Source organism: Streptomyces sp. NPDC087440, from assembly GCF_044744005.1.
Taxonomy (GTDB): Bacteria; Actinomycetota; Actinomycetes; order Streptomycetales; family Streptomycetaceae; genus Streptomyces.
In genome coordinates this window covers 67,473-92,610 of sequence record NZ_JBIUXN010000026.1, presented here as the reverse complement: position 1 = coordinate 92,610, position 25,138 = coordinate 67,473, and the positions used below count along the sequence as shown (strand labels likewise).

30 protein-coding genes, 1 pseudogene and 1 riboswitch are annotated in these 25,138 nt (G+C 71.3%); of the genes and pseudogenes, 12 read left to right on the top strand and 19 right to left on the bottom strand.

From position 1 onward, the window contains the following. Positions 1–33 precede the first annotated feature (33 nt). Genes ACIO3O_RS36585 through ACIO3O_RS36575 form a run of 3 tightly spaced genes read left to right on the top strand, consistent with a single transcriptional unit; the run spans position 34 to position 1,480 of the window. Positions 34–414 (top strand): hypothetical protein, encoded by a 381-nt coding sequence (locus tag ACIO3O_RS36585; RefSeq protein ID WP_401753375.1) that lies wholly within the window; start codon positions 34–36, stop codon positions 412–414. Positions 415–458: 44 nt separating this feature from the next. Next, on the top strand, positions 459–782 hold the full coding sequence (locus ACIO3O_RS36580) for a plasmid stabilization protein (RefSeq protein WP_401753373.1): 324 nt from the start codon (positions 459–461) through the stop codon (positions 780–782). Between the two features lie 23 nt (positions 783–805). Further along, the gene (locus tag ACIO3O_RS36575; RefSeq protein WP_401753371.1) at positions 806–1,480 is read left to right on the top strand and encodes an HAD family hydrolase; all 675 of its coding nucleotides are present in this window, start codon (positions 806–808) and stop codon (positions 1,478–1,480) included. A gap of 5 nt (positions 1,481–1,485) precedes the next feature. On the opposite strand, the gene ACIO3O_RS36570 is transcribed toward ACIO3O_RS36575, so the two are convergent. Beyond that, complete coding sequence (locus ACIO3O_RS36570) at positions 1,486–2,013, bottom strand: nuclear transport factor 2 family protein (protein ID WP_401753369.1); 528 nt, start codon at positions 2,011–2,013, stop codon at positions 1,486–1,488. A gap of 52 nt (positions 2,014–2,065) precedes the next feature. After that, entirely contained in the window at positions 2,066–2,803 is a 738-nt protein-coding gene (locus tag ACIO3O_RS36565; RefSeq protein ID WP_401753367.1) for a TetR/AcrR family transcriptional regulator, read from the bottom strand. Between the two features lie 132 nt (positions 2,804–2,935). Between ACIO3O_RS36565 and ACIO3O_RS36560 the strand changes: the two genes are divergently transcribed. Further along, complete coding sequence (locus ACIO3O_RS36560) at positions 2,936–4,573, top strand: ABC-F family ATP-binding cassette domain-containing protein (protein ID WP_401753366.1); 1,638 nt, start codon at positions 2,936–2,938, stop codon at positions 4,571–4,573. On the opposite strand, the gene ACIO3O_RS36555 is transcribed toward ACIO3O_RS36560, so the two are convergent. From ACIO3O_RS36555 to ACIO3O_RS36515, 9 genes are all read right to left on the bottom strand, one after another. Next, positions 4,570–5,694, bottom strand: coding sequence for an MsnO8 family LLM class oxidoreductase (locus tag ACIO3O_RS36555; protein WP_401753364.1), 1,125 nt, complete (start codon positions 5,692–5,694; stop codon positions 4,570–4,572). The genes ACIO3O_RS36560 and ACIO3O_RS36555 overlap by 4 nt on opposite strands. 23 nt (positions 5,695–5,717) lie before the next feature. Beyond that, positions 5,718–6,845 (bottom strand): LLM class flavin-dependent oxidoreductase, encoded by a 1,128-nt coding sequence (locus ACIO3O_RS36550; protein WP_401753362.1) that lies wholly within the window; start codon positions 6,843–6,845, stop codon positions 5,718–5,720. Continuing rightward, positions 6,842–8,230: an NtaA/DmoA family FMN-dependent monooxygenase gene (locus tag ACIO3O_RS36545; protein ID WP_401753360.1), complete on the bottom strand. Its 1,389-nt coding sequence runs from the start codon at positions 8,228–8,230 to the stop codon at positions 6,842–6,844. Before ACIO3O_RS36545 ends, ACIO3O_RS36550 begins: the two co-directional genes overlap by 4 nt. 45 nt (positions 8,231–8,275) lie before the next feature. Then, complete coding sequence (locus ACIO3O_RS36540; RefSeq protein WP_401753358.1) at positions 8,276–9,484, bottom strand: LLM class flavin-dependent oxidoreductase; 1,209 nt, start codon at positions 9,482–9,484, stop codon at positions 8,276–8,278. A 605-nt stretch (positions 9,485–10,089) separates the two neighbouring features. Beyond that, on the bottom strand, positions 10,090–10,800 hold the full coding sequence (locus ACIO3O_RS36535; protein WP_401753356.1) for a GNAT family N-acetyltransferase: 711 nt from the start codon (positions 10,798–10,800) through the stop codon (positions 10,090–10,092). 46 nt (positions 10,801–10,846) lie between these two features. Beyond that, positions 10,847–11,872: an ABC transporter substrate-binding protein gene (locus ACIO3O_RS36530; RefSeq protein WP_401753354.1), complete on the bottom strand. Its 1,026-nt coding sequence runs from the start codon at positions 11,870–11,872 to the stop codon at positions 10,847–10,849. Positions 11,873–12,009: 137 nt separating this feature from the next. After that, positions 12,010–12,819, bottom strand: a complete 810-nt coding sequence (locus tag ACIO3O_RS36525; RefSeq protein ID WP_401753352.1) for an amino acid ABC transporter ATP-binding protein — start codon at positions 12,817–12,819, stop codon at positions 12,010–12,012. Continuing rightward, a complete protein-coding gene (locus ACIO3O_RS36520; RefSeq protein WP_401753350.1) occupies positions 12,816–13,862 on the bottom strand; it encodes an amino acid ABC transporter permease in 1,047 nt (348 codons plus the stop codon). The genes ACIO3O_RS36525 and ACIO3O_RS36520 overlap by 4 nt, the downstream gene beginning before the upstream one ends. Positions 13,863–14,198: 336 nt before the next feature. Next, positions 14,199–14,330: a hypothetical protein gene (locus ACIO3O_RS36515; protein ID WP_401753348.1), complete on the bottom strand. Its 132-nt coding sequence runs from the start codon at positions 14,328–14,330 to the stop codon at positions 14,199–14,201. Between the two features lie 199 nt (positions 14,331–14,529). Then, a riboswitch (SAM riboswitch) is annotated at positions 14,530–14,642 on the top strand. A 179-nt stretch (positions 14,643–14,821) separates the two neighbouring features. Here ACIO3O_RS36515 and ACIO3O_RS36510 point away from each other — a divergent pair. Both ACIO3O_RS36510 and ACIO3O_RS36505 read left to right on the top strand, forming a co-directional pair. After that, the gene (locus ACIO3O_RS36510; protein ID WP_401753346.1) at positions 14,822–15,235 is read left to right on the top strand and encodes a hypothetical protein; all 414 of its coding nucleotides are present in this window, start codon (positions 14,822–14,824) and stop codon (positions 15,233–15,235) included. A 94-nt stretch (positions 15,236–15,329) separates the two neighbouring features. Continuing rightward, positions 15,330–15,728: pseudogene (locus tag ACIO3O_RS36505) on the top strand (DUF1772 domain-containing protein); the annotation flags it as partial. Here the strand turns inward: ACIO3O_RS36505 and ACIO3O_RS36500 are convergent. After that, complete coding sequence (locus ACIO3O_RS36500; RefSeq protein ID WP_401753344.1) at positions 15,694–16,680, bottom strand: DMT family transporter; 987 nt, start codon at positions 16,678–16,680, stop codon at positions 15,694–15,696. The pseudogene ACIO3O_RS36505 and the gene ACIO3O_RS36500 overlap by 35 nt on opposite strands. Positions 16,681–16,719: 39 nt before the next feature. Here ACIO3O_RS36500 and ACIO3O_RS36495 point away from each other — a divergent pair, with 39 nt between their 5' ends. Both ACIO3O_RS36495 and ACIO3O_RS36490 read left to right on the top strand, forming a co-directional pair. After that, complete coding sequence (locus ACIO3O_RS36495) at positions 16,720–17,277, top strand: MarR family winged helix-turn-helix transcriptional regulator (protein WP_401753343.1); 558 nt, start codon at positions 16,720–16,722, stop codon at positions 17,275–17,277. 70 nt (positions 17,278–17,347) lie between these two features. Next, positions 17,348–17,650 (top strand): hypothetical protein, encoded by a 303-nt coding sequence (locus tag ACIO3O_RS36490; protein ID WP_401753341.1) that lies wholly within the window; start codon positions 17,348–17,350, stop codon positions 17,648–17,650. 19 nt (positions 17,651–17,669) lie between these two features. On the opposite strand, the gene ACIO3O_RS36485 is transcribed toward ACIO3O_RS36490, so the two are convergent. Then, on the bottom strand, positions 17,670–17,837 hold the full coding sequence (locus tag ACIO3O_RS36485; RefSeq protein WP_401753339.1) for a hypothetical protein: 168 nt from the start codon (positions 17,835–17,837) through the stop codon (positions 17,670–17,672). A gap of 21 nt (positions 17,838–17,858) precedes the next feature. Here ACIO3O_RS36485 and ACIO3O_RS36480 point away from each other — a divergent pair, with 21 nt between their 5' ends. Beyond that, positions 17,859–18,698, top strand: coding sequence for a class I SAM-dependent methyltransferase (locus tag ACIO3O_RS36480; RefSeq protein WP_401753337.1), 840 nt, complete (start codon positions 17,859–17,861; stop codon positions 18,696–18,698). 60 nt (positions 18,699–18,758) lie between these two features. Here the strand turns inward: ACIO3O_RS36480 and ACIO3O_RS36475 are convergent, their stop codons facing one another. Beyond that, entirely contained in the window at positions 18,759–19,430 is a 672-nt protein-coding gene (locus ACIO3O_RS36475) for a TetR family transcriptional regulator (protein ID WP_401753453.1), read from the bottom strand. Positions 19,431–19,669: 239 nt separating this feature from the next. On the opposite strand from ACIO3O_RS36475, the gene ACIO3O_RS36470 reads away from it, so the two are divergent. Both ACIO3O_RS36470 and ACIO3O_RS36465 read left to right on the top strand, forming a co-directional pair. Then, positions 19,670–20,455 carry an electron transfer flavoprotein subunit beta/FixA family protein gene (locus ACIO3O_RS36470; RefSeq protein WP_401753335.1) on the top strand — a complete coding sequence of 262 codons (786 nt, stop codon included), beginning with the start codon at positions 19,670–19,672 and terminating at the stop codon, positions 20,453–20,455. Positions 20,456–20,509: 54 nt separating this feature from the next. Beyond that, the gene (locus ACIO3O_RS36465; protein WP_401753333.1) at positions 20,510–21,472 is read left to right on the top strand and encodes an electron transfer flavoprotein subunit alpha/FixB family protein; all 963 of its coding nucleotides are present in this window, start codon (positions 20,510–20,512) and stop codon (positions 21,470–21,472) included. Between the two features lie 124 nt (positions 21,473–21,596). On the opposite strand, the gene ACIO3O_RS36460 is transcribed toward ACIO3O_RS36465, so the two are convergent. The 4 genes from ACIO3O_RS36460 to ACIO3O_RS36445 form a co-directional block, all read right to left on the bottom strand. Next, positions 21,597–22,115 carry a GNAT family N-acetyltransferase gene (locus tag ACIO3O_RS36460; RefSeq protein ID WP_401753331.1) on the bottom strand — a complete coding sequence of 173 codons (519 nt, stop codon included), beginning with the start codon at positions 22,113–22,115 and terminating at the stop codon, positions 21,597–21,599. Positions 22,116–22,271: 156 nt separating this feature from the next. After that, positions 22,272–22,967, bottom strand: a complete 696-nt coding sequence (locus ACIO3O_RS36455; RefSeq protein WP_401753451.1) for a hypothetical protein — start codon at positions 22,965–22,967, stop codon at positions 22,272–22,274. 94 nt (positions 22,968–23,061) lie between these two features. Further along, positions 23,062–23,289, bottom strand: coding sequence for a hypothetical protein (locus ACIO3O_RS36450; protein WP_401753329.1), 228 nt, complete (start codon positions 23,287–23,289; stop codon positions 23,062–23,064). A 21-nt stretch (positions 23,290–23,310) separates the two neighbouring features. Further along, positions 23,311–23,661, bottom strand: a complete 351-nt coding sequence (locus ACIO3O_RS36445) for a TetR/AcrR family transcriptional regulator (RefSeq protein ID WP_401753327.1) — start codon at positions 23,659–23,661, stop codon at positions 23,311–23,313. An 85-nt stretch (positions 23,662–23,746) separates the two neighbouring features. On the opposite strand from ACIO3O_RS36445, the gene ACIO3O_RS36440 reads away from it, so the two are divergent. Beyond that, the gene (locus ACIO3O_RS36440) at positions 23,747–24,184 is read left to right on the top strand and encodes a hypothetical protein (RefSeq protein ID WP_401753325.1); all 438 of its coding nucleotides are present in this window, start codon (positions 23,747–23,749) and stop codon (positions 24,182–24,184) included. Here ACIO3O_RS36440 and ACIO3O_RS36435 read toward each other — a convergent pair. After that, positions 24,174–25,094, bottom strand: coding sequence for a carbon-nitrogen hydrolase family protein (locus ACIO3O_RS36435; RefSeq protein WP_401753323.1), 921 nt, complete (start codon positions 25,092–25,094; stop codon positions 24,174–24,176). The two genes, ACIO3O_RS36440 and ACIO3O_RS36435, sit on opposite strands and share 11 nt — an antisense overlap. Positions 25,095–25,138 lie beyond the last annotated feature (44 nt).

The window sequence follows — 25,138 nt, the reverse complement described above, 5'->3', positions numbered from 1 at the left end:
AAGTATTTACGTAAGCGAACAGAAAGGCATCCCGTGAACGACTCCTCCCGCCCCGCCCCCGCCGACCTGGTGCAGGTGGTCCTCAGCGACTGCGCCCCCGACGACGCGATCGCCGTCCTGACCGCGCTGGGCTCCGGGTTCACCTCCGGCCGCTCCTCGGACACCCCCGGCGAAAGCCCGGACACCGGCTCCGACACCTGGACGGAGTCCTTCGTGGCCGCCGACCACTCCCCCGGCTCCCTGTCCGGTACGGCGCTGAAGGGCGCCGTGACGGTGGAGCTTCAGGGCGCCCCGGTGGCCGTGGACCGCCTGCGCAAGGCCCTCGACTCGGCATTCGCCGTGGAGGAGCAGGGTTCGGCCTCCGGCGACCAGGAGGTCGAGCTCCAGCTCCGGCTGACGTCGCGGGATGCCTGACGCGTGACGTGCGTAACTCACCTTCTCAGAAAGGACGTTGAGCCGTGCCACGAGGATCGAACGCCAAGCGCGAGCGGCAGTACGAACACATCAGGGACAGCGTCCGCAAACGCGGCGAGAGCAAGGAGCGCGCCGAGGAGATCGCGGCGCGCACGGTGAACAAGGAGCGGGCCAGGAGCGGGGAGGCCAAGGAGGCGAGCAAGACCTCCACCCAGGACATCTCGTCCTCCCGCCGGGGCGGCCTGAACTCCCACAAGGGCCCGCAGGGTCCGACCAGGGACCAGCTCTACGCGGAGGCCAGGTCCCGCAACATCAAGGGCCGTTCGACGATGACGAAGGCCCAGCTCGCCAAGGCCCTGGGCCGCTGACCTCCTTGGGAAGGGACGATTCCATGACCCGCGCGGCGCTCTTCGACGTCGACGGCACCCTGGCCGACACCAATCACCTGCACGTCGTCACCTGGTGGGAGGCCTTCCGCCAGGCCGGTCACGAGGTGCGCACGCACGACGTCCACCGGGCGATCGGCCTGGGCTCCAAGGACCTGATCGCGCACCTGCTGGGCGAGGATCACGACCGGGGCGAGGACGACGGGCTGAGCGCCGCGCACTCCACGCTGTACGGCACGTACTGCGACCGGCTGTCCGCCCTGCCGAAGGCGGGCGACCTGCTGCGCACCCTGCACTCCCGGGGCTGGCGCATCGTCCTCGCGACCTCGGCCGGCGGGCCCGAACTCACAGCTCTGCGCCGGGCGATCGACGCGGACGACGTGATCGCGGGCGTCGCGAGCGCGGACGACGTGGCGCGGGGCAAGCCCGCCCCGGACCCGGTGCACCGCGCCCTGGAGATCGCCGGGTGCGCACCCGAGGACGCGGTGTTCGTCGGGGACACGGTGTGGGACATGCGGGCGGGCGCGAAGGCGGGGGTGCGCACGGTGGCCGTGCTCGCGGGCGGCATCCCGCGCGCGGATCTGGAGGAGGCGGGGGCGACGGAGGTCTACGCGGACCCGGCGGAGCTGCTGGCCGGGCTGGACGGGAGCGTGCTGGGGAGGATGGAGCGCGGGGAGTAGGCGGGCTACTGCCGTTGCGGGGAGCCCAGGTGGTCGGTCGGTCCGGCGAAGGTCAGGAAGGTGCCGCGCCGGGCGAGGAGCCACCGCCCGTCGACGCGGCGGAAGGCGTCCTCGTAGTACCCGACCTGCGTGGGCGGGCGCGGCGGCACCATGCCGCCGGTGTGGCCGTCGACGCGGTAGATGGTGAAGTAGCTGGTCGCGGTGGCCGTGGTGGCGGAGGTACGGGTGACCCTGATGTTCGTCGTGACGCGCCGGGAGAGCCGGTCGGCGGGGCGGGCCCCGAAGTAGGCCCGCAGCGCCTCGCGGCCCCGGACGGTCCGGTCGCCCTCGGCCCATTCCCAGACGCCGTCGGGCGTGAACAGCTCGGCGACCGAACCGGGGTCGCCGAGGTCGAGCCGGTGGACGAAGTCGAGGACGAGCCGCTCGCAGGCACGCTCGGCCAGGAGGTCGTCGAGTGGGTCGCCCGGCGGGTCGCCCAGTGGGAAGGGGAGTTGACCAGGGGCGGCGGTACCGTCGTCCGATTCTGCGATCATGCCCCATCCTCACACCCTGAACGGGCCTGCCGCACAAGGATCGTTGGTGGGTTCAGCGGGTGAACGCGCCCGCCGACGCCGCGAGTACGGCGGTCCGTGCCGCCCGGTCGGGGAGTTCGGGGTCCGGGGCGGAGCGCAGCAGGACCAGGTGGTGGTAGAGCGGGGCGGTCGCGGCGACGAGGAGGGCGCGGGCGTCGGTTTCCGCCGGGAGTTCGCCCCGTACGACAGCCCTCTCGACGACGGTCTCGCACTGAACGTACCGCTCCTCCCAGAAGTCGCGCAGGGCGTCGGCCGCCTGGGCGGAGCGGAAGGAGACCGCGATCAGGGCGGCGGCGACGGAGGGCTGCTCGGTGAGGGTGGTGTGCACCTCGTGGTTGAGGGCGGCCAGGTCGCCGAGCAGGGTGCCGGTGTCGGCGGGCCGCCAGTCGTCGTCCGCGCCGAGGGTCAGGACGTCGGCGAGGAGACCGCCGACGTCCTGCCAGCGGCGGTAGACGGTGGTGCGGTGGACACCGGCACGGTCGGCGACCGCGTCGACGGTGAGCCCGTCGTACCCGTGCTCGACCAACAGGGCACGAACGGCGTCGAGCACGAGGGCCCGCGTGCGGGCGGTACGTCCACCGGGGCGGCGAAGGCGGGCGGCCGCGGGCTCGGGTGCCGGGGCGTCCGCGTCCGCGTCCGCGTCCGCGGGCACGGGCTCCTGGACGTCCGCCGACGCGGACGTGCGGACGGCCGTCGCGGGTGGGGCGTCCGTCTCGGGTGGGATACCCGTTGCCCTCCTCGGTGACTTCATGCCATGATCTTAACGCAACTGCTGTCGCACTAACGGAGTCGTCGATGCTCATCCGAAGCCTTCCCCAGACCTCGCGGACCGTACGTCACCCCGTACCGGCCGCTCCGTCCCCGAATGCTTCGGAGCCCACGCATGCCCACGCAGATCGCCGCTCTCTCCGTCACTAAGTCCTTCAACGGCCGCACCGTCCTCGACGCGGTCACCTGCTCCCTCTCCCCCGGCGAGCGCACCGGCATCGTCGGTGAGAACGGCTCCGGCAAGACCACCCTCCTGCGCCTGTTCGCGGGTGTCGTACAGCCCGACGAGGGCGAGATCGTCGTCCACGCGGACGCCGGCGTCGGCTACCTCGCCCAGGACGAGGAGCTGCCTCCCCAGGCCACCGTGCAGGACATCATCGACCGTGCGCTCGGTGAACTCCTCACCATGGAAAGGGAGTTGCGCCGCCTGGAAGCGGTGATGGCGGACGGTGACGACGCATCGACGTCCGCGACCTCTGCCATGTCCGCGTACGGAACGCTGCTGACCGCCTTCGAACTGCGCGGCGGCTACGACGCCGACGCCCGCGTCGAGCGCGCCCTGCACGGGCTGGGCCTCGGCCTGCTCGCCCGCGACCGCACCGCCGGCACCCTCTCCGGCGGCGAACAGGTGCGGCTGCGCCTGGCCGCACTGCTCGCGGCCTCCCCCGAGGTGCTCCTCCTCGACGAACCCACCAACCACCTCGACGCGGACGCCCTGCACTGGCTGGAGGAGCACCTCCGCGCCCGGCGCGGCACCACGGTCGCCGTCTCGCACGACCGCGTCTTCCTGGAGCGCGTCTCCACGACCCTCCTGGAGGTCGACGCCGACCGTCGCACGGTGGTCCGCTACGGCAACGGCTACGCGGGCTACCTCACCGAGAAGGCGGCGGCCCGGCAACGCTGGATCCGGAACCACGCCCAGTGGGTGACCGACGTCGAGGACGCCCGTACGTCACTGGCGACGACCGCGCACCAGGTGGTGCCGGGCCGCGCCATGAAGGACCGGAACAAGATGGCGTACGGCATGGCGGGCAACCGGGTGCAGGCGTCGGAGGCCAGCCGGGTGCGGCAGGCGGAGGAACGCCTGCGCCGCCTGCTCGCCCGTCGGGTGCCCACGCCACCCGAGCCGTTGCACTTCTCCCCGGTGCTCAGCGGTGTGCGCCTGGAGGGCGCGGTCGTCGACGCGTCCGGCATCCGGGTGGCGGACCGGCTGGCCCCGACCGACCTCACGCTGCGTTCCGGCGAGCGGCTGCTGGTGACGGGGCCGAACGGGGCGGGCAAGACGACGCTCCTCCGCGTCCTCGCCGGTGAACTCACCCCCACGGGAGGCGAGTTGATCCGTCACGGCCGCATCGGCTACCTCCCGCAGGAGCCCCGGTTCGCCGTCCCCCGGATGCCGCTGCTGGCCGCCTTCGGCAACGGCCGCCCCGGGCAGCCGGAGGAGCACGCGGAACGGCTGCTGAAGCTGGGGCTGTTCGGCGAGGAGATGTTCGAGGTGCCGGTGGGCAGGCTGTCCACCGGCCAGCAGCAGCGACTGGCCCTGGCCCGCCTGGTCACCGCCCCGCTGGACATGCTCCTCCTGGACGAGCCGACGAACCACCTGTCCCCCGTCCTGGTGGAGGAACTGGAGCAGGCACTCGCCTCCTACGAGGGGGCGTTGGTGGTCGTCAGCCACGACCGGAGGCTGCGGGCACGCTGGGAGGGGGCCCGCCTGGACCTGGGGGCGGGGGCGGGGTCCCAGCAGCGGCCCTAGCGGTGGGACCACTCCTTCGCCAGCAGCTCGTACGACCTCACGCGCGCCGCATGGTCGTGCGTGATCGTCGTGATCAGCAGCTCGTCCGCCCCCGTCGCCTCCCGCAGCCGCTCCAGTTCGTCCGCGACCCGCTCCGCCGTCCCGACGAAGCGGGTCTCCACCCGGTCCCGGACCAGCTCCCGGTCCTCGTCGGTCCAGACGTGGGCGGCCGCCTCCTCCGGCGTCGGGTACGGAATCGCCCCCTCCGCCGTACGGATGCTGCGCACCCACAGGTCGTACCCGGCGGCCAGCTCCCGCGCGGTCGCGTCGTCCTCGGCGACCACGACGTCCGCCGACACCGTGACGTACGGCTTGTCGAGGACGTCGGAGGGCTGGAAGGCGGCCCGGTACCCTTCCGCCGCCTCCAGCACCGTGCCCGGGCTGACGTGGTAGTTCGCGGCGAAGCGCAACCCGTTGCGGCCCGCGACCTCGGCGCTCTGGCCGCCGCTGCTGCCGAGTATCCAGAGTTGGAGGTCCGCCCCCTCGCCGGGAACGGCCCGGGCGGCGATGCCGTCGGCGGAACGGTAGGTTCCGGCCAGTAGGGCGAGGATGTCGTCGATCTGCTCGGCGTAGTCCTGGGACTCGGCGTTCGGCTGCTGGAGCAGGGCCCGCTGGAGGGCCACCCGGGGCGAGCCGAGGAGGTGTTCGAAGGAGAACCGGGGCGGGATGCGCAGCCCGCCCGGGGTGCGCCCGTCCACGACGGGGGTCGTCGTGGACACCGGGGCGGTGGACGCGGGCGGTCGCCCGCCGGAGCGCCCGAGGCCCAGGTCGAGCCGCCCCGGGTGCAGCGCGTCGATCAGCCCGAACTCCTCGACCGTGGACAGCGCGGTGCGGTGGCCGAGCTGGACCGCGCCGGAGCCGATCCGGATCGTACGGGTGGCGGAGGCGGTGAGGGCGAGGACGACGGCGGGTGAGGTTCCGGCGACGCCCGGGTTGAGGTGGTGTTCGGCGAACCAGTAGCGGGCGTATCCGAAGCGCTCGGCCTGTTGGGCCAGGTCGACGGACCGGTGCAGTGCCTCGGCGGCGGTGGACCCGGACGCGATCGGCACCAGGTCGAGGACGCCGAGAGGGGTGGCGGGCATGGGTGGTACTCCTCGGTGGTGGGTCAGGGACGGGCGGGCACGGGAGCGTCGGGTACGGGAGTCTCCTGTCGTACGTTCACGGGTTCGGCGGAGTCCGCGAACACGGGCCCCCAGGCGAACGGCGGGTCCGGGATCTCCCGGCGCAGCACGGGCGCGACGTCCGACTGGAAGAGGGTCAGCGAGTCCTTGTGCTGACGGTCCGTCAATCCGGCGGCGTCGGCGTGCAGATGCAGCGCCGAGTGACCGAACTGCTCGTGGTACCGGTGCACCTTCTCCACGATCTGCTGCGGACTGCCCACCAGCGCCGAACTACGCTCCACGAAGTCCTCCAGCGTGGTGAACACCGGGGTCAGCCCCTGCCGCCGCTGCACGGCGAGGTTTCCCTCGAAGACCGGGCGGTACGCGGCCAGCGCCTCCTGCGAGGTGCGCGCCGCGTAGAAGCCCGCACTGCCCGCGCCGACCGCGATGCGGGCCGGGTCGTGCCCGTAGTGCTCCCAGCGCTCGCGGTAGTACCGGATCAACTCGGCGTACGGCTCGATGGTGTTGGTGACGTTGGCGGAGAAGAGCGGGTCGCCGTACCGGGCGGCGAGGTCGACCGACTCCCGGCTGGTCGCGCTGCCGTGCCAGATCCGCACCGGCTGCTGGTACGGCCTCGGCCAGACCTCCGCCTCCTTCAGCGGGGGCCTGAACCGGGTGTCGGCGGTGACCTTGTCCTGGCGCCAGATCCGGCGGAACACCTCGTAGCTCTCGGCGTTGCGCTCCCACTGGTCCTCGGTGGTGACCTGGAAGAGGTCGCGCTGGGCGCTCCCGTTGCCCTTGCCGACGATCAACTCCAGCCGCCCGCCGGAGAGATGGTCGAGCGTCGCGTAGTCCTCGTACGCCCGCACCGGGTCGAGCAGGCTCAGCGTGGTCACGGCCGTGAACAGCCGGATGCGCGACGTGAGCGCGGCGATGTGGCTCAGTACGACGGTCGGGGACGAGGAGATGAACGGCCGCTCGTGCCGCTCGCCCACCCCGAACCCGTCGAAGCCCAGCTCCTCGGCCAGCAGGGCGTTGTCGAGGACTTCCCGGAAGCGTTCCTGCGTCGACTTCTGCACGCCGGTCACCGGGTTCGGCGCGTGCACGATCAGGGTGATGGCCAGGAACTTCACGACGCCACCCGCTGGTCGTCGCCGGTGTCCGCACGGTGGGCGTCCGGGTGGTGGAGGCCGAGGTGGTCGCGCAGGGTGGTCCCCTCGTACTCCGTGCGGAAGACGCCGCGCTCCTGGAGCAGCGGAACGACCTTGTCGGCGAAGGGGGCGAGGCCGCCGGGGGTGATGTGCGGGACGAGGATGAAGCCGTCGGACGCGTCGCCCTGCACGAGGTCGTTGATCTCGGTCGCCACGGTCTCGGGGGTGCCGACGAAGGACTGCCGGTTGCCGGTCTCGATGACGAGGTCGCGGATGGACCAGTTGTTGGCCTCGGCCTTCTCCCGCCACTCGCGGGCGATCGCCAACGGGTCGCGGTACATGCGCACTTGAGCCCGTCCCTTGGCGACGGTGTGCTCGCCGGGGTCCGGGTCGACGTCCGGGAGGGGTCCGTCCGGGTCGTACGAGGACAGGTCGCGGTTCCAGACGAACTCCAGGTGCTTGATGGCGGTGGCCCCGCTCACCTGGAGCCGCCGCACCTCGCGGGCCGCCTCCTGCGCCTCCTGGTCGGTGTCGCCGAGGACGAAGGTCGCGGCGGGCAGGATGAGCAGCTGGTCGTGCGCGCGCCCGTACCGGGCGAGACGTCCCTTGACGTCGGCGTAGAAGGCCTGCCCCTCCGTGAGCGTGGCGTACCGGCTGAAGATGGCGTCGGCGCTCGACGCGGCGAACTCGCGGCCCTCCTCCGAATCCCCGGCCTGGAAGATCACCGGCCGCCCCTGCGGGCTGCGCGGTACGTTGAACTGCCCCTGGATGTCGAAGTGTTGCCCCCGGTGCTCGAAGGCCCCGGCCTTGGCGTCCGCCAGGAACTGCCCGCTCTCCCGGTCGGCGACGACCTCGTCCCCCCGCCACGAGTCGAACAGCTCGTGCGCGGTCGCCAGGAACTCCTTGGCCCGCGAGTACCGCTCCTCCTGCGGGAGGAACCCGCCCCGCCGGAAGTTCTCACCGGTGAAGGCGTCCCAGGAGGTGACCACGTTCCAGGCGGCCCGACCGTCGGAGAGGTGGTCGAGGGAGGCGAACTGGCGGGCCACCTCGTAGGGCTCGTTGAAGGTGGAGTTGATGGTGCCGGTCAGCCCGAGCCGCTCCGTGACGGCGGCGAGCGCGGTGAGGATCGTGAAGGTGTCCGGCCTCCCCACCACGTCCAAGTCGTATATCTTCCCGCCCTGTTCGCGCAGTCGGAGCCCCTCCGCGAGGAACAGGAAGTCGAACTTCGCCCGCTCCGCGATCTGCGCGAACTCCACGAACGAACGGAACTCGATATGACTCCCGGCCGCCGGGTCGCTCCACACGGTGGTGTTGTTGACGCCGGGGAAGTGGGCCGCGAGGTGAATCTGCTTGAGCGGCTTGCTCATGACTACAACCTTCTTGTCCTGTTACGAGGATGATGTGACGGTCGGTCAGGCGCTCGCGGTGGCGTAGCGGCTGGCGGGACGGGGCAGCCCGAGGTGCCCGCGCAGGGTGTCCGCGGTGTACGAGGTCCGGAAGGCCCCCCGGCGCTGGAGTTCGGGCACGAGCCCACGGGTGATCGCCGGAAGGTCCTCGGCCACGCTGCCGGGCCGCAGCCGGAATCCGGTGAGCCCGCCACCCTGCAACTCCTGCACCAGGTCCGCGAGTTCTCCTGTCGTCCCGGCGAAGATCCGCGCATCGCTCGTGTACGCCTCGCCCGCGAGCTCGTCGAGCCGCTCCAGCCGGGCCCGGGCGGCACCGGGCTCGTCGTCGACGAAGACGACCAGGTCCCCAAAAACATGCACGGTGTCGTCGGCCCGCCCGGCGGCGGCCTGCTCCTCCCGGATCTCCGCCACCACGGCACGCGCCTGGTCGACGTCGTGCGGGGTGACGAATCCGACATCCGTGGACCGGGCGATGAGCCCGTACGGAACGGAGGAGTGTCCGAGCGCGGCGACCACGGGCTGCCCCTGCGGGGGCCTCGGCGTGATCGAAGGCCCCTTCACGCTGAAGTGCTCGCCCTCGAAGTCGATGTAGTGCAGCTTCTCCCGGTCGATGAACCGTCCGGTCGCCACGTCACGGATCTCGGCGTCGTCCTCCCAGCTGTCCCAGAGCCGCCGGACGACCTCGACGTAGTCTGCGGCCTCCTCGAACAGCCCGCGGACGGCCTCCTGCCCGGCGGGTGTGTTGTAGTCCCCGTCGGGCAGCCGCTGCACCGTGCGCCGCCCGAAGTGGTCGGCCTCGTTCGGCCGGGCGGTGACCTGCACGCGCAGTCCGGCGCGCCCGCTGCTGACGTAGTCGAGGGTGGCGAGGGCCTTGGAGAGGTGGAAGGGCTCGGTGTGCGTGGTGACCGCGGTCGGGACGATGCCGATGTGGCGGGTGAGGGGAGCGATGCGGGCCGCGATCAGTACGGCATCCAGGCGGCCCCGGACCTGGTCGGTGCGGTCGTCGGGGTCGAGGAGACGGGAGGACTGAAGCCCGAGGCCGTCCTCGACGGTGACGAAGTCGAGGAGCCCGCGCTCGGCTTCGGCGACGAGGTCGTGCCAGTAGGTGGCGGTGAGGAGGTCGCGGGGGCGGGCACCGGTCGTCCGCCAGGAGGCGGGGTGCCAGCCGGTGCCGTCGAGGGCGACGGAGAGGTGGAGGTGCGGGGCGGTACTCATGATGTTCCTTCCAGAACTAAACAAAGCGAAGCTCAACCTGCGGCCCCACCGCGGGGGCCGTACTCGACGTGCGGCTCCGCCGCGCGGGGCGCCCCTTCAGGGGCGCGGGGAACTGCGCGACCAGCCACCCACCCACCCGCACGGGAACCGTGCACAGCCGCGCGGCGAGCGCTTTAGGTGGAGGGGCGGGTCTGGGGCCTCTCTGCCTGAGCAGCCCGGGGCTGCACTCGTCCGGTACGGGCCTGGGCCGGGGCCCTGGCGGTGACGTGCACCCAGCACCGCGCTTGGCCAGGGCCGGTGCCGGGCCGACCCGGCGGCGAGAGGGCCGGTACGGGGGTGGCCCGGAGTCGGGCGGGCCGCCCCCTTGCCCGCCCGTTCCGCCCCCTTGGGGCGGCCCCGTCGCCCAAGGGAGCGGGGCGGCAAGAGGCGAAGCCAAGGGGACGGGGCGGCACAGGGCGGAGCCCAAGGGGGCGGGGGCGGAAGAGGGCGGAGTCCAAGGGAGCGAAGGGGAGAAGCCGGGCCCACGGGGGCGGCGGGAAGAGGCCAGGGCGGAAGCGTCGGGGTGGCCAACCGACCGCGGCGGAACCCTGCGTCGGCCGAACGCATCATGCACCCGGCGTGCGAACCAGCAGAAAGCGCACGTTGCGCCGAAGCCGAAACCCCAAGGACTCGTACAGCCGGATCGCGTTCACGTTGTGCGCCCCCGTGTGCAGGAACGGCACATCCCCCCGCTCCCGAATCCCCGCCGCCACCGCCCGCACCAGCCGCGTCGCCAGCCCCCTCCCCCGGTACTCCGGATGCGTGCACACCGCGCTGATCTCCGTCCACCCGGGCACCCGCAGCCGCTCCCCGGCCAGCGCGACGAGCCTGCCGTCCTCGTCCCGCACCCCGAGGTACGTCCCCAGCTCGACGGTCCTCGGCAGGAACGGCCCCGGCTGCGTCAGCGCGATGAGCTCCAGCACCTCGGGCACGTCCGCCGCCCCGATCCGTACCGCCTCCGGCGCGTGCTCGGCCCGCAGTCCGGCATCGACCAGCTGCACCCCTGCGATGCTCTGCTCGATCCCCCACCCCTCGGGCACCTCCACCACCCCGCTCACCGGGGTCACCACACCGGGTCCCCCGACCAGCCGGGCCAGGTCGTCCCAGGCCCTGGGGTCCGCCGGGTCCTCCAGCGCGGTGAACGGCGAGACCCCCGCCGGATACCGCGCCGCCCTCCCGAACCGCTCCGCGAGGTGCGCGTGCGGCCCGGTCAGCGCGGCCCACGCCGCGTTGTCCAGCACATGCACGTCACCGGAGACTTCCACACTCGTCGACATGGTCATTCCACCGTTCACCCTTCGCTTCGTCGCGTACGCATCCGGCTCACGAGTTGTCCAGCGGCAGCCCGGGCGGGTCGATCTGGGAGGTGGTCAGCGCCTCGTTCGAGAGGTTCCAGGCGCCGAGCGTCTTCGGGTACTGGCCGTTCTTGATCAGGTGGTTGATCGCGTCGGCGAGCGGCTTCGAGAGCCCGCTGCCCTTCTTCGCCGTCGCCGCGATGAGCCCCTGGAGCGTCTCGCCCGCGCCCGAGAAGGTGCCCGCGCTGCGCGTCGGCTTCGGCGTCTTGGCGGTGGAGGCGATGTGGTAGGAGATCGCCGGGTTCGGCCCGAAGTAGGCGTCGATCTTCCCGCTGGACAGCGCCAGGTGGGTGGCGTTCAGGTCCTGGAAGTACTTGACGTTGAGCTGCTTGCCCTCCTTGGCCAGCTTGGCCTTCCACTCCAGGAGGATCTTCTCCTGGTTGGTGCCGTTGCTGACGGAGACGGTGCGGCCCGCGAGCTTGCGGTAGTCGTTGCCGAAGTTCCAGGTGCTGGACTTCTGCACCTCGAAGCCGAGGTTGTCCTTGCGGTACGAGGCGAACTCGTACTTCTTCTTGCGCTCCTCGGTGACGGTGACGTTGGAGATCGCCACGTCGACCTTGCCGCTGTCGACGCCGACGAACATGTTCTCCCAGGTCGAGTTCTTGACCTCGACCTCCAGGCCGAGGACCGCGCCGATCAGCCGGGCGAGGTCGGGCTCGGCGCCGGTGAGGGTCTTCTGGTCCTCGCCGACGAAGGACAGCGGCGGGAATCCGGCGGGCAGCGCGCCCACTCCGACGACCAGCTTGCCGCTGTCGGCGATCTTCTTGGGCAGCTTGGCGCTGATCTCCTTCACCTCGGAGACCTTGACCGTGGTCTCCTTCGCTGCGCCGTTGGAGAGCCGTCCGACGGTGAGGGTCCCGTTCTGGGCGTTGTCCGGCTTCGTCACGGCGCCGCTCTCGCCGCCGCACGAGGTGAGGGAGACCGCGAGGGCGGCGACGGCCGCGGTGGCGGTGGCGCCTCGGAGGAAGGTGCTGCGGAGACTGAGGGTGCGCATGGCTGTCCTTGTCGGAGTCGTGTGACGGACGTACGAGGTCTGGGTCGTACGGGAGGGAAGGCGATACGAAGAAGGCGGCACGGATAGGGCGGCCCGGATAAGGCGGTACGGAGCAGGCGAACCGGGGAGCGCGAAGCTCAGAGCACCTTGCTCAGGAAGTCCCTGGTCCTGTCGTGTTCGGGGTGGTCCAACACCTGGGCGGGCGGCCCCTGTTCGACGATGCGGCCCGCGTCCATGAAGACCACCCGGTCGGCGATCTCACGGGCGAAGCCGATCTCGTGGGTGACGATGACGAGCGTGGTGCCGCTCCGCGCGAGGTCCTTGATGACCTCCAGCACCTCCCCGACCAGTTCCGGGTCGAGCGCGGAGGTCGGTTCGTCGAAGAGGATCACGCCGGGCCGCAGGGCGAGCGCGCGGGCGATGGCGACGCGCTGCTGCTGCCCGCCGGAGAGCTGACGCGGGTACGCGGCGGCCTTGTCGGCGAGTCCCACCCTCCCGAGCAGGTCGCGGGCGAGCGCCTGTGCCTCGGGTTTGCCCAGTTTGCCGGTGGCGACCGGGGCGGCGGCGACGTTGTCGAGGACGGTCAGGTGCGGGAAGAGGTTGAAGTTCTGGAAGACGAAGCCGATGCGGCTGCGCTGGGCGAGGATGACCCGCTCGCTCAGCTCCTTGAGCCGTTCGCCGTGCCGGCGCACCCCGATGGGTTCGCCGTTGAGGCTGACGTGTCCGGCCTCGGGTTTCTCCAGGTGGTTGATCACCCGCAGCAGCGTGGACTTCCCCGAGCCGGAGGGCCCGATGACGACCGTCACCTCTCCGGGGCGTACGGTCAACTCCACTCCGTCCAGGACGTGTTGGGCACCGAACCACTTGTGCACCCCGTGCACTTCGACGGCGGCGGGACGTACCTCCGCACGCACCTCCGCCACTTCGGCGATCTCGGCCGTGGTCATGTCGCGGTCTCCCTCCGGGCCCGGGCCCGCAGTTCGGTCAGGCCGGTGCGCACCTTCTGGAACGGGGTGGGCGGCAGGGTGCGCAGGGCGCCGCGCGAGTAGTGGCGTTCGACGTAGAACTGGATGACGGAGACGACGCTGGTGAGGATCAGGTACCAGGTGGTGGCGACCAGGAGCAGCGGGACGATGTCGCCGGGGTAGGTGCTGCCCATGCTCTGCACCGAGCCGAACAGGTCCAGCAGCGAGACGTAGAAGACCAGTGAGGTGGCCTTGACCAGGCCGATCAGCTGGTTGACGTAGTTCGGCACGATGGAGCGCAGGGCCTGCGGGAAGACGATCCTGGCGAACTGGTAGCGCTTGGGCAGGCCGAGTGCGGAGGCCGCCTCGTGCTGGCCCTGGTCGACGGAGAGCAGCCCGCCGCGCACCACTTCGGCCGCGTACGCCGCTTCGTTGAGGCTGAGTCCGACGACGGCGACGACCATGTCGGTGGCGAGCCGGTTCTCGTCGAAGGTGAAGAAGGCGGGACCGAAGGGGATGCCCAGGCTGAGGGTCTGGTAGAGCGCGCTGAAGTTGTAGAGGAAGAGCAGGACGACGATCAGCGGCACCGACCGGAACAGCCAGGTGTACACCCAGCTGACGGTGCGCAGCACGGGGCTGTCGGAGAGCCGGGCCACGGCGAGCACGATGCCGCCGAGGAGTCCCAACACCGCGCTGTAGACGGTGACTTCGAGGGTGATGAGCAGCCCGTCGAGGATGGTGGGGCGCAGGAACCAGTACTGGAAGCGGTCCCACTGGTAGAAGGGGTTGGTGATCAGGCCGTGCACGAACTGTGCGGCGAGGACGAGCACGATCGCCGTGGCTATCCACTGGCCGGGCCGCCGCAGCGGCAGCACGCGCTGCGCCTTCGGGGGCAGGGCCGGGGCCGCCGCCCCCTTCGGGGGTTCGGGGGGTGGTGGTGCGGACGCGGACGGATCGGGTCGGGGGATCGTCTCGGCGGTCGCTGCCGTGCCGGAGGACACAGCGACACCGGGAGAGTCACTCATGGAGGGCTCCAGCGGATTCGGCCCCCGGGCCGCACACATCGCCGCAGGTCACCGCCGGGCCGGGGGCGGCGCGACGGAGCACGGCGTGCGGGAGTGTGCGGGGGCGGGGACGGGGAGGAGAGGGACGTACGACCGTCGGGGCGGTGACGTCGGAGGGCACGGCCGTCGGGCGGACGGGTGCGGAACAGGAGAGGGCCGGTACGTCACACGGGACGGGAGAGTCCCCGTACGTCACCGGACCTGACGATGCGTCACAGTCCGGCCCGCAGCGGCGTGTCGGGCGAGTCACGCACCCCCGGCGGGGTGTCGGACCAGGCCGTCAGCCGACGAGCGGGCTCAGTGACCGGCGGTGCGGCACACGGCCGTACACAGTGCGCTGCTGACGCGCAGGAGGTCGACGGAGCGGTCCGCGCACAGCGGGACACGGCCGTGGGAGCGCCACACGGCCAACCCCTCAGCTGCGTCCATCTCGCTCACCGTCACCATTCCGCCCCCGAGGGGCTTCGCTTCCGCCGATGCGCCGCAACTTAGCCACGGCCGGATTCGAATGTCAACGGCGCCGCCCAGCACGTGAGATGGCGCGAACGGCCTCCTTGACGGGTCTCGGAGGGGCCCGGACACTGGCCGGGACGGTCACGATTGTCAGCGCCTTCCGGGCGGGTTCGAGCATCCCGTCCGGCGGTCATCGGCCCCGGCCCGCTGGCAGGCAACCCTTCCTCCGCGACGGGGTGCCCCGGGTGACGACCGGGTTCCGCCGGTGCGGCGGGGCAAGCGTGGTTCCGTGTCGCGCGGACCCGGAGGTGGGACCGGTGGACATGCCCTGGAACGGACTGACGAGGCGACTGCACATCGATCTGCAGCGGGTCTCCAGCGCGTATTAGTGCGCTCGGGCGGGTTCGAGAGTTCACATGTCCGACACGCGACGACACAGGGGGACACGTGTGCCCCCGAGGAGAGTCATGCCCGAGACCACTGCCCGCAGCTCCCTTCCCTGTACGCCCGACACCCCCCGTCCCGTGCCGCTGGTGCGCGGCCGGATCGGCGTCGACCGCGCCGGGGGCTTCTACCCCGCGCCGCACCGCTACGAGCTGTTCCTGACCGAGGGGTGCCCCGCGTCGCGGGCCCTGCTGAGCGCCGTCGCCCTGCTCGGCCTGAAGGGTTCGGTGTACGCCACCACCCTCCCGGCGTGCCCCGCCGACGCCCCCGAGGCGTACGCGGCGCTGCTCAGCGCGTACGAGGCGACCGTGCACCCCTTCACGGGCACCCCCAGCGTGCCGGCACTGGTCGACCGGTGGAGCGGCCGCCTGGTCAGCAACCACACCGCCGACATCCTGGACGACCTCACGGGCCCGCTGTCGGAGCGGATCGCCTGACCTCAGCCCTGCTCGGCCGACTGTGGACGCGGGGACATGCGCCTGCGCCTCTCACGCATGTCCCCTGCGTCCCCGGGGCTGTTGACTGACCCCCATGACAACGAAGCACACGGCAAACGGAATTGTCCTCGGCGCGGCGACGGTGTTCGCGGGACTGGTGGCGGGCGTCTGGTACGCGTTCGCCTGCGGGGTGATGCCCGCGCTGGCCCGCTCCGAGGACCGGGTCTACGTGGAGGTGATGCAGAACATCAACGTGGTGATCGAAAACCCGGTGTTCTTCGCCGGGCTGTTCGGCGCACTGGTCCTGATCGGCGTGTCCGCCTGGCAGCAGCGCAAGACCCCGGCGGGCCGGTGGGTGCTCGCCGCGCTGGTGCTGTACGTCCTGGTGATCGCGGTGACCTCGGCGGCGAACGTGCCCCTGAACAACGAGCTGGCCGCCGCCGGGGCCCCGGCCCGGATCAGCGATCCGGCGTCCGTGCGCGAGCGCTTCGAGGACCCGTGGGTGGTGTGGAACATCGTGCGGGGCGTGCTCGGAACCGCGGCCGTGTACTGCCTGTGGCACGCCACCACCCGGCTGCGCGCCCCGCAGCCTTCCGCGACGACGCCTGCGGGCGTCCGAGCATGACACCGGTCAACACCAGTGCCAGGCCAGCCATTTGGCGTACGGTCAGCGACTCGGCGGCGAGCACCGTGCCGAGCAGCACACCGGTGACGGGATTGAGCAGCCCGATCAACCCGACGGTCCCGGCGGGCAGTTGGCGCAGCCCGGCGAACCAGACGGTGAAGGCCAGCGCGGTCGCGACCAGGGTGACGTACGCGAACGCCAGCAGCGCCGGGACGGAGAGCGCGGGCGGCTGACCCTCCACGAGGACGGCGGCCGGGAGCAGGAAGAGGCCTCCGGCGACGAGCTGCCAGGCGGTCGAGGCGAGGACGTCGGTGCCGTCGTTCCAGCGCTTGGCCAGGATGTAGCCGAAGGACGACACCACCATGGCGACGGCGGAGGCGAGGACCCCGGGCAGGCTCACCCGTTCCGCCCCCGTGAGCAGCATCAGACAGACCCCGCCCAGCCCGAGCACGGCCCCGGCCAGGTGGGGCACCGCGGGCCGCTCCGAGACCAGCGGCCAGGCCATGAGCATCATCGCCAGCGGGGCCACGGCCATGACGGTCGCGGCGACGCTGGTCGGCAGGAGCTGGGAGGCGACGTACACGAGGACGAAGAACACGCTGACGTTGAGCACCCCCAGCACGGCCGACCGCCACCACCACGCCCCGCGCGGCCGTTTCCGGCACAGGAGCAGGAGGACGAGTCCGGCGGGGAGGGCGCGCAGGGCGGCCCCGTAGAGGGGGTGGTCGGCGGGGAGGAACTCGTGCGTGACGAAGTAGTTGGTCCCCCAGGCGACCGGTGCGATCGCGGTGAGCACCACACCTCGCAGTTTGGCTTCCATGAACCCAATGTAGCTTCCCGGGAAGTTATTGTGGGATACATGAACGCATCTTCCGTGCCGGACCGGCCCTCCCCGGACCACGTCGCCCGCATCCAGGCTGAGTGGCGCCGCGAACGACCGGACCTCGACGTGTCCCCGCAGGGCGTGATCGGCCGCCTGCACCGCCTCGCGGACCGGCTCACCCAGGAGCTGTACCAGGTCTACGACCAACACGGCCTGCACGAGGGCGAGTTCGACGTGCTGTGCGCCCTGCGCCGCGCGGGTGAGCCCTTCGAGCGGGCGCCGCGCGAACTCGCCGCGCACACCATGGTGACGACCGGCGCGATGACCAAGCGCCTCGACCGGCTGGAGCGCGCGGGGCTCGTCGTCCGCCGTGACGCGACCGTCGACCGGCGCGGCCGGATCGTGGCCCTCACCCCGCAGGGGCGCGAGCTGATCGACCGCGCGTTCACCGACCACATGCGCAACGAACGCCGCCTGCTGGACCTGCTGGGCGCCGAGGCGGAGGGCCTGGAGCAGACGCTCACGACATGGCTGGCCCGCCTCGACGCCCCTCCCGCGACACACACGCCCCCCGCCTCGCCCCGGCCCGCCTGAGTATCTGAGCACCACCCACCTGAGTACCCGCACCGATCCACCGGCCCGCCCACTCCGGTGAAATGCCGTCATGACCTCAACAACCGCCTCCGCCGCGCACCGCACTCACCTGCGCCACGTGACCGTCGCCGGGTCGGCGATCGCGGTCGCGCTCGTCCCGCTGCTGGTCGGGGTCCTCGTCGCGAAGGGGATGGCCGCCGACCCGCACTCCTCGGTCAACGCCCTGATGACCGGCGGCGGCCAGCGCGCGGGCCTCCCCCGCACGGAGTGGAGACGCCGCCGCCACGCCACCCTGCACCGCCTGCGCACCGTCCGCCGCGACGCGGCCCGCCGCTGCGCACACGTCTGCGGCCGACGGGACCGTACGGCCTGACCGCACCGGCGGCCCCCGGTCACCCTCGGGTGCGCCTGCGGGCCACCGGGATCGGGACCGGGTCAGGGCCGGGGACGACCGTGTTGGAGATCGCGCCGAGGACCTCCGCCGTGAGGGTGACCGTGTCACCGGGGCGCAGTGGGGGCGGGGTGCGCGTGATGAACTGGCCGGGCCCGTAAACGTACACAAGACGGCAGGAACCCCCCCCATGCCCGATCACGACACCGATCACCACGACACCGACCACCACGGCACCCCGGACTCCGGCTACCTGCTCGACAACCAGCAGTCCGAGGCGGGCATCCGCTTCGGCGCGCTGTCGGAGCTGTTCGACCCGGTGACGTTCCGGCACGTCGACGCCGTCGGCCTCACCGAGGGCATGCGGGTCTGGGAGGTCGGGGCGGGCGGCCCGTCCGTCCCGCTGGGGCTGGCCGAGCGGGTGGGGGCCACGGGGGAGGTGCTGTGCACGGACATCGACGTGTCGTGGGTACGGGACCTCGGCCCGGGCAACGTCGAAGTGCGGCAGCACGACGTGGCGGCCGATCCCCCGCCCCCGGGCGGCTTCGACCTGGTGCACGCCCGGCTGGTGCTGGTGCACGTGGTGGACCGGGCCGAGGCGTTGCGCCGGATGGTCCGGGCCCTGCGCCCCGGCGGCGTACTGCTGCTGGAGGACGCCGACCCGGGCTTGCAGCCACTGCTCTGCCCGGAGGAGTACGGCCCCGAACAGCGCCTCGCCAACCGCCTGCGCAACGGCTTCCGCGAGCTGATGGCGGCGCGGGGCGCGGATCTCGCGTACGGCAGGACGCTTCCCCGCCTGCTGCGGGAGGCGGGACTCGACGACGTACAGGCGGACGCGTACTTCCCGATCACGTCCCCGGCCTGCACGGTCCTGGAAGCGGCGACGGTACGTCAGATCCGGGACCGGTTGGTGGCGGCGGGCATCGCCACCGACGCGGACATCGACCGGCACCTGGCGAACGTGGCCACCGGCCGCCTCGATCTGGCCACGTCACCGCTGGTCTCTGCCTGGGGACATCGGCGGCACTGAGTACCCGTCAGGTGCGGCACTCAGTGCTGCTGTTGCTCTCGTGGCTGCCGCTGCCGCCGCTCAGTCGCGGTCATCCGTCAGCGCGGACTCGACCTGCTGGACCACCCGCCACAGCGGGGCGCCCTTGCGCGCCACCATCACGATGACCTCGTCCCCTGCGGGCTCCCCCGCCGGGGCACGGCCGCCCGCCCACACCTCGCGCACCGTGGCCAGCGCGTGTTCGACGGCCGCGTCGGCGTCGCCCTCGCCGCCCGTGCGCAGCCAGGTGCGCAGGGCGTTGTTGTGGGCGGCGACCACGGCGGCGGCGACCACTTCGGCGCGCAGGGCGCCGTCCGGGGTGCCGTTCCACCGGGTACGGAGGTAGGCGGCGAGGGTGCGTTCGTAACGGCGTACGACGGAGAGTTCGTAGGTGCGCAGACCGGGGACCTCGCGGGTCAACCGGTAGCGCTGGACGGAGAATTCGGGTTTCGCGGCGTACATCCGCATGACCAGGTGGGCGGCGTCGCACACGGCGCCGACGGGTTCCGCGTCGCCCGCGGCCTCCAGAAAGGCCGTCATGTCGGCGAGACAGCGGTCGTGGTCGGGGAAGACCGCGTCCTCCTTGGACGGAAAGTACCGGAAGAAGGAGCGGCGTCCCACTCCGGCCCTCGCGACGATGTCGTCCACGGTCGTCCGCTCGAAACCGCGCTCCAGGAAGAGCGCGAACGCGGATTCGGCCAGCACTTCGCGCATGGGCGTCTTGGGCACGTCCCCCGTCGAGGCCTCCTGTGAGGCTGCACTTTCGGGGGCCTCTCCCGCCGGCTTGCGCCGCCTACGCACCTCGGTCATGCGGCGAACGTAACACCGGAACCCGCAAATGTGGCACTCAATGCATTTACAGAGGGTACTCAGTGCCATATGTTCGAGACATCCATCGTGCGCGTTCTGCGACCGCTTCGTGTGCGACACCCGTATGTGTAAGGAGACTCGGCGTGAGCTTGAGGATCGTTGTCTGTGTGAAGTACGTGCCCGACGCCACTGGTGACCGGCACTTCGCCGATGACCTGACGGTCGACCGGGACGATGTCGACGGTCTGCTGTCGGAGCTGGACGAGTACGCGGTCGAGCAGGCGTTGCAGATCGCGGAGGCGGCCGACGACGCGGAGATCACCGTGCTGACGGTGGGTCCGGAGGACGCGAAGGACGCGCTGCGCAAGGCGTTGTCGATGGGTGCGGACAAGGCGGTGCACGTCGAGGACGACGATCTGCACGGCTCGGACGTGATGGCGACCTCGCTGGTGCTCGCCAAGGCGATCGAGAAGACCGGCTACGACCTGGTGATCGCGGGTATGGCGTCGACGGACGGCACGATGGGTGTGCTCCCGGCGATCCTGGCCGAGCGCCTGGGGGTGCCGCAGGTGACACTGCTGTCGGAGGTCAAGGTCGAGGACGGGGTGGTCACCGGCCGCCGCGACGGCGATGCTGCCTCCGAGCAGCTCGAAGCCTCTCTGCCGGCCGTGGTGTCGGTGACGGACCAGTCGGGTGAGGCCCGCTACCCGTCGTTCAAGGGGATCATGGCGGCGAAGAAGAAGCCGGTGGAGTCGCTGGACCTGGACGATCTGGACCTGGAGGCCGAGCTGGTGGGCCTGGAGGGCTCCTGGACGAAGGTCGACTCGGCGGACAAGCGTCCGGAGCGTACGGCGGGCACGATCGTCAAGGACGAGGGCGAGGGCGGCAAGCAGCTCGCCGAGTTCCTCGCGGGCCAGAAGTTCATCTAAGAACCCGGCCCCTTCACCCCACCCCCCTTCGTCTGTTGCAGGAGAGCATTTCTCATGGCTGAAGTTCTCGTCTACGTCGATCACGTCGACGGTGCCGTCCGCAAGCCCACCCTCGAACTGCTGACCCTGGCCCGCCGGATCGGCGAGCCCGTCGCGGTCTTCCTCGGCGCTGGTGGCGACGCCGCCGCCTCCCTGCTCGGTGAGCACGGCGCCACCCGCGTGCTGACCGCCGACGCCCCGGAGTTCGCCGACTACCTCGTCGTCCCGAAGGTCGAGGCGCTCCAGGCCGCGTACGAGGCGGTGTCCCCGGTCGCCGTGCTGGTGCCGTCCTCGGCGGAGGGCAAGGAGATCGCCGCGCGTCTCGCGGTGCGGATCACGTCCGGCATCATCACCGACGCCGTCGACCTGGAGGCCGGTGCTGAGGGTCCGGTGGCGACGCAGGCCGTGTTCGCCGCCTCCTACACCACCAAGTCGCGGGTCTCGACCGGCACCCCGGTCATCACCGTCAAGCCGAACTCCGCCCCCGTCGAGGCCGCCCCGGCCGCCGGTGCGGTCGAAGCCCTCACCGTGTCCTTCTCGGACGCGGCGAAGGGCACGAAGGTCGTGGCGCGGACCCCGCGTGAGTCCACCGGGCGTCCTGAGCTGACCGAGGCCGCGATCGTGGTCTCCGGCGGCCGCGGGGTGAACGGTGCGGAGAACTTCTCCATCATCGAGAAGCTCGCCGACTCCCTCGGTGCGGCCGTCGGCGCCTCCCGCGCCGCGGTGGACGCGGGCTGGTACCCGCACTCCAACCAGGTCGGCCAGACCGGCAAGTCCGTCTCCCCGCAGCTGTACATCGCCTCCGGTATCTCCGGTGCGATCCAGCACCGGGCCGGTATGCAGACCTCGAAGACGATCGTGGCGATCAACAAGGACGCCGAGGCCCCGATCTTCGAGCTCGTCGACTACGGCGTCGTCGGCGACCTCTTCGAGGTCGTCCCCCAGCTCACCACCGAGGTCGAAACCCGCAAGGACTGACCCGCATCAGCGCCCGGAGGGCCCGCCGCGAACGTCGCGGCGGGCTCTCCGCGTCCCGGCTCCCCCTGCCAACCCTCAGGACGACACCGCCCACCCGTACGGCAACTCCGCGCCGTTGGACCGCTCAGCCCCGACCCACCGCCTTCTCCAGCAGGGTGAAGGACTTCGGGGTTCCACCCGGCTGCGGCTTGCCCTCCTTGCTGCCCACGATCCGGTACCCGGCGTCGACGTAGAACGCGGTGAGTCGTTCGTTTCCGGCCAGGCAGTCCAGCCGTACCCACTCCCGGCCACTCTCCGCCACCCGGCGTTCCGCCGCGCTCAGCAACTCCCGGCCCGTACCGCGCGGGGCCCTGGCGTGATCGACCATCAGCCGGTGCACGTAACCGGCGTTCGGCGGCTGCGGTCCCCAGGCGCCCTCGTCCTCCCACCACAGCTCCCAGGCGCCGACGATGCCTTCGGTGTCCTCCGCCACCCAGACCTCGCCACTCTTCATGACCCTGCGGAAGTGGTCGCCGTCCAGCTCACCCGGCTTCCACTGCCCCGTGACCCCCTGAGCGAGCATCCAGCGGGCCGCGTCGTCACGCAGCCCGACGAGAGCGGCGAGGTCGGATTCCACGGCGGGCCGAAGCTGAAGATCGTTCATGGCTGGGATCTTCGCACGATCGGCCGGAAGCAGCCTTGACCCGTCGGCGGCATGCGCCTGGCCCGTTGCGGCGGGATCTGGAGCCGGTACGCCGCAGGCGAGCACCTACGATCACCCTCCGGCCGGACTCCCTCCCCACTCACCGACGGCAGAAGCTCAGATCACGTCCTGCGCCGACTGCGGGTAGCCGATGTCGGCGAGGTCCTCGGCCAGGTCTGCGAGGACGACCTCCGCGTTCAGCGATGACACCAGCTTCTGGCTCAGCGGTCGCAAGGCATACACGTCGCGTACCGCTTCCAGGTCCACAGGGACCTCGTAATAATCCTCGGCGAAGCGCCGGAACGCTTCCGGCGAGCGGTCGACCAGGAGCTCGAACAGGCCCGTTGCCCCGTCCGGGTCGGAACACCCGACGGGGAAGTCGATCGCGCCGTGCCGCCACCGATCGTCCGTTGCCTCCCGCCATGGGCAGGCCGTCACGACGGGGACGTCCTCCTCGTCGGTGAACGCCGGCTCTTCGACGAAGGGCTGGAAGACCTCCGGAACCTCGTCGATCACTCCCCGCCAGGGCTCGCCGTCGTTGCCGTACGGGCTCATCGGTGCTTCGTGGTCGAAGCCACGGACGTAGGCTCCGGCCGCCGAGAACACGATGGAGTACTCGTTCCCCGACCCGTTGCACATCGATGCCATCTCCTCGTCGTCGGCCCAGCCGACGTTGAAGGAGTGATACCGGCCTTCCCGGTCCGGGCTCAGAACCGCGTCGAGCATCGCCAGCGTGCGGCACAGGTTCCGCAGGTCAGCGATCGAAGGGAAGTGGCGAGCTACGTCATAGACAGTCACCTGCTCATCCAACAGGTAGTTCCTCGCTTCCTGGAATGCCTTGGAAAGTCGCCTGATGCCCTGGAGGACGGGGTTCGCCTCGGTGCGTTCGAGGGCCGAGCAGGCCGGTCTACTCCGGGATGATCAGCCCGCGTTCGCGCAGTTGCGGCAGGCACTGCTTCAGGCAGGACTCCACCGACACGGCATCCGTCCGGACCAGAAGATCCGCATGGAACGGGTTGCCGCTCGCGACGAAGGTCCACGGCTTCCTGCCCTCACGCATCCGCTCGGCATCGGCCTTGAACAGCACCGTGACCCCCTGTTCGGCCAGGGCTTCCATGACCCGCACGACATCCACCGATATGCCCCCTTGCGCTGCTCATCGAACAGTCAGCCAAGCTACCGGCAGGTTCGGGCCGTTCAGACACCGGTGGCTACGGGGTGGGGGCCTCGGCCCGTACGCCCGCTTCAGCGCATCCAGCACGCTGGCCGGGTCCGCCCCTGCGGCGTCGGCCGCGCCGTCGGCGAGACCTTCCCGCATACGGCTGGCGCAGTGTTCGATCACCGCGACGAACAGAGCCTGCTTGTCGGGGAAGAGCCGGTACACGTACGCCTGCGAGATACCGGCGGCCTTGGCGGCCTCGGTCGTGGTGGTGCCGTAGTAGCCGCGCGCCGCGAACGCACGGATCGCGGTGCGCAGGACCGTGTCCCGGGTCGGGACCCTGCACAAGGGAAGCTGAGATCCCTCCGTACTCGGGTCGGAAGTGAGTACGCGTACCGATGCCGTCCGCGCCGCGAGCGGGAAGGCTTGGAGCATGCACCCGTACCCCGCACGCCCTCGCCCCCGCGCACCGCTGTCCGAGCTGTTCGTGGGGCTCGCCCTCGCCCTGACCGCCGCCGCGCTCTGGGCCGCCTGGCTCGGCTGGGATCACGTACGCGACGTACATCCGGACGGGTCGACGACAGGACCGTACGAGCCGTGGCAGGTGCTCGGCCTGGTGCTGACGCTGTTGCCGCCGGTGTGCTGGGCGGTCTTCCGGCGCTTCCGGGTCGGCCCCGTCGTGGGTGTCGCGGCCGGTCTCACGGTCGCCTCCTTCTACGACTGGTCCGCGCACGACGCCAGCGGCCTCTACGGGGTCGGCGTGATCATGGTCGCCATCGGCAGTGTCATGGCCACGGGCGGCGTGGTGGCGGTCGTGGGCGGGCTGGCGGAGGGCAGGGCGCGGCGGCGCACCCGCGCCGTCAGTCGCTGAACCGCGCCGGAGCCAGCCGCGTCCTGTCCACCCGTACGTCGAAGACGTCGCCGCGCGCGTAGTGGCCGACCGGATCGAAGTTGTGCCGCTCGGCCCGCACCACGGCAGGGTCGATGTCCGCCGTGACCAGCATCTCCTTCCCCGACACCGGGGCGACGATCCACTGCCCGTCCGGGCCCGCGACCGCCGAGCCGCCGTCGCACCCCGAGACGTGGTCCGCGAGGCGGTCCCGGAAGGGGAAGTCTGCGGGGATGTCCGCGTACGAGAAGAGCGCCCCGGCGGCGAGGGAGTAGACCCGCCCCTCCTGCGCGATGAAACGCGTGATGTCCGTGGTGTTACGAGTGGACCCCGGCCAGACGGAGACGTGCAGGTCCTCGCCCTGGGCGTACAGGGCGTGCCGGGCCAACGGCATCCAATTTTCCCAGCAGTTGAGGCCGCCGACCCGGATGTCCTCGACCTGGTGGACGCGCAGCCCGTGGCCGTCGCCGGTGCCCCAGACGAGGCGTTCCTCGTAGGTGGGCATCAGCTTGCGGTGGGCGCTGACGATTCCGGCGTTCGGGGAGATCGCCAGGAGCGTGCAGTAGACGGTTCCGTGGACGCGTTCCGTGATGCCGAGGTACGTGAAGACGCCCAGGTCGCGGACGGCTTCGGTGATGCGGGCGAGCTGCGGTCCGGTCAGCTCGACGGCGGCGTCGAGGTAGGCGGCGTAGGCCCGTTTCTGCTCGGGGTCGTCGAAGCGCGAGGCGTCGGTCTCGTTCAGCCAGAACGGGTAGCCCGACAGGAAGGTCTCGGGGAACGCGACCAGCCCGACGTCGTCGGCCGCCGCCTTCTCCAGGTACTCCACCACCTTGGCCGTACCTGCGGTGGGATCGAGCCAGGGGCAACGGAGTTGAGCTGCGGCAACACGCATGGCGGGATCTTCGCACCGGGTGCGGCAGGGGACAAGGGCCGCCC